We start from the raw sequence: 5,808 nt of genomic DNA, 5'->3' as shown, positions 1-5,808 counted from the left end.
CCCGATACGGTTGTAAATGCTACGATTACAGCATTAAAACATGCTGAAAATCATAAATATTCACAATTTCGTGGCGGTATTTCGTTTAAACAAGCCGCAGCAGATTTTTACAAAAAACAGTACGGGGTGACATTGGATCCGGAAACAGAGATCGCCGTGCTAGCTGGAAGTAAGATTGGATTAGTCGAATTGCCATTAGCGCTATTAAATCCTGGTGATACCTTAGTTTTACCAGATCCGGGCTATCCTGATTACTTATCTGGTGTGACGCTAGCAGACGTAAAACAAGAATTGATTCCACTAAAAGCAGAAAACGGATATTTGCCAGATTATCGTACATGGTCGGCCGAGTTAAGACAAGCGGCTAAATTACTCTACTTAAACTATCCCAACAATCCCACTGGTGCTCAGGCTACTCCAGCATTTTTTGATGAAACTGTGGCTTTTGCAAAAGAACATGATTTGGCCGTGGTACATGATTTTGCCTATGGCGCTTTAGGTGATGGTGTCGATGCACCAGTTAGCTTCATGCAATCAGAAGGCGCAAAAGAAGTTGGTGTTGAACTGTATACTTTTTCAAAAACTTACAATATGGCTGGTTGGCGTATTGGGTTTGCAGTAGGAAATCCCACGATCATTGAAGCGATCAATCGCTTGCAAGATCATTTATTTGTCGGGATCTTTCCGGCTCTTCAAGAAGCTGGAATCGCAGCTTTACAAGACGAAGCGCAGTTAGCTGTAATTGCTAAACAATACGCAACACGCAGAAAAGCATTTATCACAGCAGCCGCTAAAATCAATTGGCAAGCATATCCTTCTGATGGCGCATTTTATTGCTGGATGCCAGTACCAAAAGCGATGACTAGTCAAGAATTTAGTGATCTACTATTAGACAAAGTAGCTGTGGCGACAGCACCGGGGATAGGCTTTGGAATAGAAGGAGAGGGATATGTTCGTATTGGTTTGACTGTTTCAAGCGAACGTTTAGTTGAAGCGGTCGAACGAATCGGAACATTGAATTTATTTTAAACATGAGTTTAGAAAGCCTCTGATAGTTTAGGAGGCTTTTTTGTATCAAAAACCTCACTAGCGGGGACTAGTGAGGTAGGGAGAAAGAAATGAAAAAATTGGTTTGTTTGGGTATGGATAAAGAATACAATGTCTAGCTTAAACGAAGCTTAACTGACAGTATAAATAAAATGTCTGGAGAGATAAGATGAAATGTACTATTCAAAAAGCGATTGAATTAAGAAAGCAAGGAAAATTGCAAGAAGCAATCTCGTTACTATTCACAATTTATGATATTCATTCAAATGATGGTTATTTGAATTATCAAATTGCGTGGAGTTACGATAATTTAGAAGAAGAACGAAAAGCAGTTCTATTTTATGAAAAAGCGATCTCATACGGTTTAGAAGAGAAAGATCTACAAGAAGCCTACTTAGGTTTAGGCAGTACGTATCGGGTAATTGGCGAATATGAAAAATCCTGTGCGGTATATCAAGAGGCGATAGCCCGCTTTCCTGAAAACCGTGCTTTAGAAGTGTTTTATAGTATGACGTTGTTTAATCTAGAAAAGCATGAACAAGCGATGGAAATTTTGTTGCGATTACTTGCGACCACTTCTGATGATCGAGATATTCGAAATTTTGAACGTGCTATTTTATTTTATGCGGATAAGCTAAATCAAACCTTTTCTTAATTTAAACTCCTAACCACCAAAAAACCTCACTAGCGGGGACTAGTGAGGTAGGGAGAAAGAAATGAAAAAAATTGTTTGGGTTTGTTTGGGTATGAATAAAGAATACAACGTCTAGCTTAATTGAAGCTTAAAACCATAAATTAATTGTACGACCAAAATCATTTCCAAAATTTGGCTTTTGCAGCATAGTGAACAGTTCAAGGCCTTCTTTAGAGATCTGCTGTTTTACGGCAAGTAATCTAAGGTTAGCGCATAATTCAGAAAGAACCTTAGTTTCGTCTTGCTTTAATTCTAGCTGATGTAAGGCGTGATCAATTAACTGGTTTTCCTTACTCGAAGTAAAGGTCAAAGATTGTAAATAAGATGCCACAGTTTTTGATGTTTTCATAAAAAATTCCCCCAAGATATTTAATTTAAAATCCATGATGAAACATTTTGTTTTAGTTCTTGTTGAATTTTCAGATCAGATGACCAAATATCTGCAAAACGATCATCATAAATTGTAAGCAGTGTATCTGTTTGGTTATTATAGAAAATAATTGGAATCTCAACAGTTAATTTTCCATATTTTGGAAAATCTTGATAGCAGATACCTTCAATTAATTTAGTTAATCTAAGGTTGTTGATGGAGGTTTCAACGACAAGCACAGTAACAGGCTTGTCGTAATATTCTTGCCATGAATCTGTACAAAAACTATCGATAATAGTAAATGTATAACGACGTAATAATTTTTTTAGAATATTTTTTTTGAAATTATCTGGCAGTATCATGATCAGTTGTAATTTCTGATTTTCTGGAAAAATCGTATCAACTAATTTTTTTGCACGTTCAATACTCGTTGTGATGCGTAGTGTTTCATTGTCTTCATCATCTGAAGATAAGTGAAATGATATAGTTTCACGAAGTGTTACGGTATGATGATGATTTTTATAAATCTTGCGTATTGTCGAGGTCATATTTCCATCCTCCTTTAACATCTAGTATACACCAAAAAACCTCACTAGCGGGGACTAGTGAGGTAGGGAGAAAGAAATGAAAAAATTGTTTGGGTTTGTTTGGGTATGAATAGAGAATACAACGTCTAACTTAAATGAAGCTTAAACGCTAAATTAAAGTCATTTTTTAGTTATTCAGATTAGAGATATACGAATAGATATGAAAAAAATTAAAGGTTAAGTAATATCTAATGAAATATGCAAAAAGACGAGAAGAAGTCATTACTCTCGTCTTTTTGTATATTTTGATTATTGTCGCAAATCATTTTTGTTTAAAAAAAATTGCAAATATTTTTAATAATGTTAAAATGAAATAAATATTATTTATTAGAGGTGTATCATGAAGTGGTTTTTGACATTAAATGAGGAAGATCAAGAATTTGTAAAACAATTTATATTATCTTCTGGATCATTAAAAGAATTAGCAAAAATCTATGGTGTCAGTTATCCGACGATTCGATTACGCTTGAATCAAGTGATACAAATGGTTCGGATGCATGATTCAAATCAACACAATGGATTTGAAAGTAAAATCATGCAACTTGTACTCGATGAAAAAATCTCTTTGGAGACTGCAAAAGAAATTATTAAAGAATATAAGGAGGAAAAAAATGATTGATTTTCAAGGCATTCTAATGGGACTACTAATAGCAGGGGGACTTTATTTTCTAGATAGATATTTACCAAAATGGTTTGGTGCATTACCTGGGATCGCTTTTTTTATATTAATGATGTATATTTTTATCACCAAAAATAATCCATTTTTTTCTACATTGCTGATTTTACTTGTCGGTGAAGCTATAATCAATGGAATTTGGTTAGATGCTTTAGAAAATAAGAAAAAGAAGATGCAAAAGCAGTTAGAAGCAATGAAGGCTAAAGATTTGATGCGAAAAAACTCTTAAATATAGCAAAAGAGACGTGCACTCTACAGCACGTCTCTTTTTTAGATTTTCGCAAGTTTTGCTAAAGTTTCTTCTTGTTCTTTTTGGATTTTAGCGAGAACTTCTGGTTTTTCTAATAGTTCTAGAATCGTGAAAGATAATCCTTTGGCTGCATCGATCAGTCCTTGTTTACCTTCAGGAGAAATCGTCGCATTGGCCATTTCGATCGTATGCGCACCGACTTCTTCGCCAGCGATTTTGATGAATCCTTGAATCGTCGGACATTTATAACTTACAGCACCTACATCGGTCGATCCTGTTGCGATCTCATCGACAGGAGCAATATCAGTCAATCCAATTTCTTGATATTTCTCTGTTAATAATTCCGCTAGACCGTAGTTGATGACTGTATCGTCATAAGGGCATTCATAGACAGAAGTCTTCATCGTGACGTCATTTGCCAGACAAATTCCTTCAACGGCTTTAACTGCGCGATCTTTCAAATAAGTCGCATAGGCCATCGTCGGTGCTCTAAAGTAATACTCTAATGAAGCGTAGCCTGGAATAACATTCGCTGCTTCACCGCCATCTTTAATGATACCGTGGATGTAGCTATTTGGTGCTGCATATTGGCGTAATAGATTGATTTGGACATAACTCATAACCGCAGCATCAAGTGCAGAACGGCCAAGATCTGGATGGCAACCGTGAGCTGTTTGGCCAAAGAATTCAAATTTCAATGGATACAAGGCACTTGAACGACTTCCCACACCGTGATTTGTTGCTGGATGGACCATCAACGCAACATCGACATCATCAAAGACGCCCGCATCAGCCATGCTGACTTTTCCACCAAAGTTTTCTTCTGCAGGTGTTCCGACAACCAATAATTTTCCACCGTAATTGTCGATAACTTTTTTCACGGCCTCACCAGTTGCAATACCGATTGCAGCAATCAAGTTATGCCCGCAGCCATGACCAACTTCAGGTAGCGCGTCATATTCACACATCACAGCGATTGTTGGACCAGGTTTGTTGGTATCGTACGTTGCTAGAAATCCAGTAGGCACGACATAAGCCGATTGTGTTTCAAAACCAGCTTTTGTCAAATAATCAACAAGTAGTGCCATTGTTTCAAATTCTTCGTTTCCGATTTCAGGATTGTCGTACATGGTTTGAACTAGCTCCATATAGGCATCGATATTGGATTCGATCGAGTGGGTTAGGGTTTCTTTGACTGTCATTTAAGTTCCTTCTTTCTCATTTACTATTCAGTAATGGCTTTTTTCGCTTGTTCAGTGGCTTCGTTTTTCCATTTTTCTAAATTGCCGTTCTCTTTATTTTCTTTGATGACTTCATTGATGAGTTTAATAAATGAAGCATTGTTGTCGTTTTTAGGAATCCCGATGACGTTTGTAGCGTATTTATCTTCAGGGTCTAAGTTAAAGCTATCTTTTGGCAAAATCGTCAAATCTGGGAATGAAGCCAGTAATGGTTCCACAGATGAAGTCGAAACAGTTACCGCGTCGATATCACCAGAATTTAAAGCCAATACCGCTGCATCCATCGTACCATATTGTTTGATATTTGCGTCTTTCGTTATTGTACTAGCGAGTTCAAATTGGATCGCACCGGATTGTGCACCAACTTTAAGATCCGCTTTTTTCAATGCTGCTAAATCTTTGTATTTTTCTGCGACTTGTTTTGTTGTCAAGATCCCTTGGTAGCCGTCCGAAACTTCTTGGGCATAGCCATCAGAGAAGTCCATGATTTTTTCTCTTTCTTTTGTACCGACAAATCCAGAAATTCCCATGTCCACACTACCTGTTTGGATATTCGCTAACACGCCGTTAAAGTCAGTTGCTTTGATATCAAGTTTTACACCGATCTTATCGGCGATCGCTTTTGCTAAACTAATGTCACTTCCGACGATTTCTTTTTCACCTTTATCATTTAAAATATAAAATTCTGATGGTGGAAAGTCAGGAGAAGTCCCCACAACTAATTTTCCTGATGCTTTGATTTTATCTAGTGTATTTTGATCACTTGAACTTGCATTAGATGAAGAACATGCTGCAAGTGATAATGTAGCCAATGTAGTGAGGGCGAATGTTAACGCGAATTTGAATGATTTTTTCATAATAAAAGCTCCCTTTTTTAAAATGTAATTTTATCTAGAAATAGTTTTGTCCGTTCTTCTTTTGGGTGATCAAAAATTTCTTCTGG

The 5,808-nt window shown here is 36.7% G+C and carries 8 protein-coding genes; 4 read left to right on the top strand and 4 right to left on the bottom strand.

Annotated elements, in window-relative coordinates; genetic code table 11:
• Together QZ413_RS00040 and QZ413_RS00035 are read left to right on the top strand one after the other, a co-directional pair.
• On the top strand, positions 1–1,029 hold a 1,029-nt coding region (locus QZ413_RS00040; RefSeq protein WP_297074377.1), incomplete at its 5' end, for an aminotransferase class I/II-fold pyridoxal phosphate-dependent enzyme.
• A 187-nt stretch (positions 1,030–1,216) separates the two neighbouring features.
• Entirely contained in the window at positions 1,217–1,702 is a 486-nt protein-coding gene (locus tag QZ413_RS00035) for a tetratricopeptide repeat protein (protein WP_297074375.1), read from the top strand.
• A gap of 127 nt (positions 1,703–1,829) precedes the next feature.
• On the opposite strand, the gene QZ413_RS00030 is transcribed toward QZ413_RS00035, so the two are convergent.
• Positions 1,830–2,090, bottom strand: coding sequence for a hypothetical protein (locus QZ413_RS00030; protein WP_297074374.1), 261 nt, complete (start codon positions 2,088–2,090; stop codon positions 1,830–1,832).
• A gap of 20 nt (positions 2,091–2,110) precedes the next feature.
• Entirely contained in the window at positions 2,111–2,659 is a 549-nt protein-coding gene (locus QZ413_RS00025) for a hypothetical protein (protein ID WP_297074372.1), read from the bottom strand.
• A 379-nt stretch (positions 2,660–3,038) separates the two neighbouring features.
• Here QZ413_RS00025 and QZ413_RS00020 point away from each other — a divergent pair, with 379 nt between their 5' ends.
• Entirely contained in the window at positions 3,039–3,317 is a 279-nt protein-coding gene (locus QZ413_RS00020) for a DUF2089 family protein (protein WP_297074369.1), read from the top strand.
• Positions 3,310–3,603, top strand: a complete 294-nt coding sequence (locus QZ413_RS00015; protein ID WP_297074367.1) for a hypothetical protein — start codon at positions 3,310–3,312, stop codon at positions 3,601–3,603. The genes QZ413_RS00020 and QZ413_RS00015 overlap by 8 nt, the downstream gene beginning before the upstream one ends.
• Before the next feature lie 41 nt (positions 3,604–3,644).
• Here the strand turns inward: QZ413_RS00015 and QZ413_RS00010 are convergent, their stop codons facing one another.
• Together QZ413_RS00010 and QZ413_RS00005 are read right to left on the bottom strand one after the other, a co-directional pair.
• Positions 3,645–4,826, bottom strand: coding sequence for a M20 family metallopeptidase (locus QZ413_RS00010; RefSeq protein ID WP_297074364.1), 1,182 nt, complete (start codon positions 4,824–4,826; stop codon positions 3,645–3,647).
• A 23-nt stretch (positions 4,827–4,849) separates the two neighbouring features.
• Complete coding sequence (locus QZ413_RS00005) at positions 4,850–5,722, bottom strand: transporter substrate-binding domain-containing protein (RefSeq protein ID WP_297074361.1); 873 nt, start codon at positions 5,720–5,722, stop codon at positions 4,850–4,852.
• Between the last annotated feature and the right edge of the window lie 86 nt (positions 5,723–5,808).

Source organism: uncultured Enterococcus sp. (genome assembly GCF_913775425.1).
Taxonomy (GTDB): Bacteria; Bacillota; Bacilli; order Lactobacillales; family Enterococcaceae; genus Enterococcus_G.
This window is presented reverse-complemented; position numbering and strand designations above follow the sequence as displayed.

Coding starts and splice junctions, on each gene's coding strand:
- QZ413_RS00035 (WP_297074375.1), top strand. CDS start 1,217: ATGAAATGTACTATTCAAAAAGCGATTGAATTAAGAAAGCAAGGAAAA.
- QZ413_RS00030 (WP_297074374.1), bottom strand. CDS start 2,090: ATGAAAACATCAAAAACTGTGGCATCTTATTTACAATCTTTGACCTTT.
- QZ413_RS00025 (WP_297074372.1), bottom strand. CDS start 2,659: ATGACCTCGACAATACGCAAGATTTATAAAAATCATCATCATACCGTA.
- QZ413_RS00020 (WP_297074369.1), top strand. CDS start 3,039: ATGAAGTGGTTTTTGACATTAAATGAGGAAGATCAAGAATTTGTAAAA.
- QZ413_RS00015 (WP_297074367.1), top strand. CDS start 3,310: ATGATTGATTTTCAAGGCATTCTAATGGGACTACTAATAGCAGGGGGA.
- QZ413_RS00010 (WP_297074364.1), bottom strand. CDS start 4,826: ATGACAGTCAAAGAAACCCTAACCCACTCGATCGAATCCAATATCGAT.
- QZ413_RS00005 (WP_297074361.1), bottom strand. CDS start 5,722: ATGAAAAAATCATTCAAATTCGCGTTAACATTCGCCCTCACTACATTG.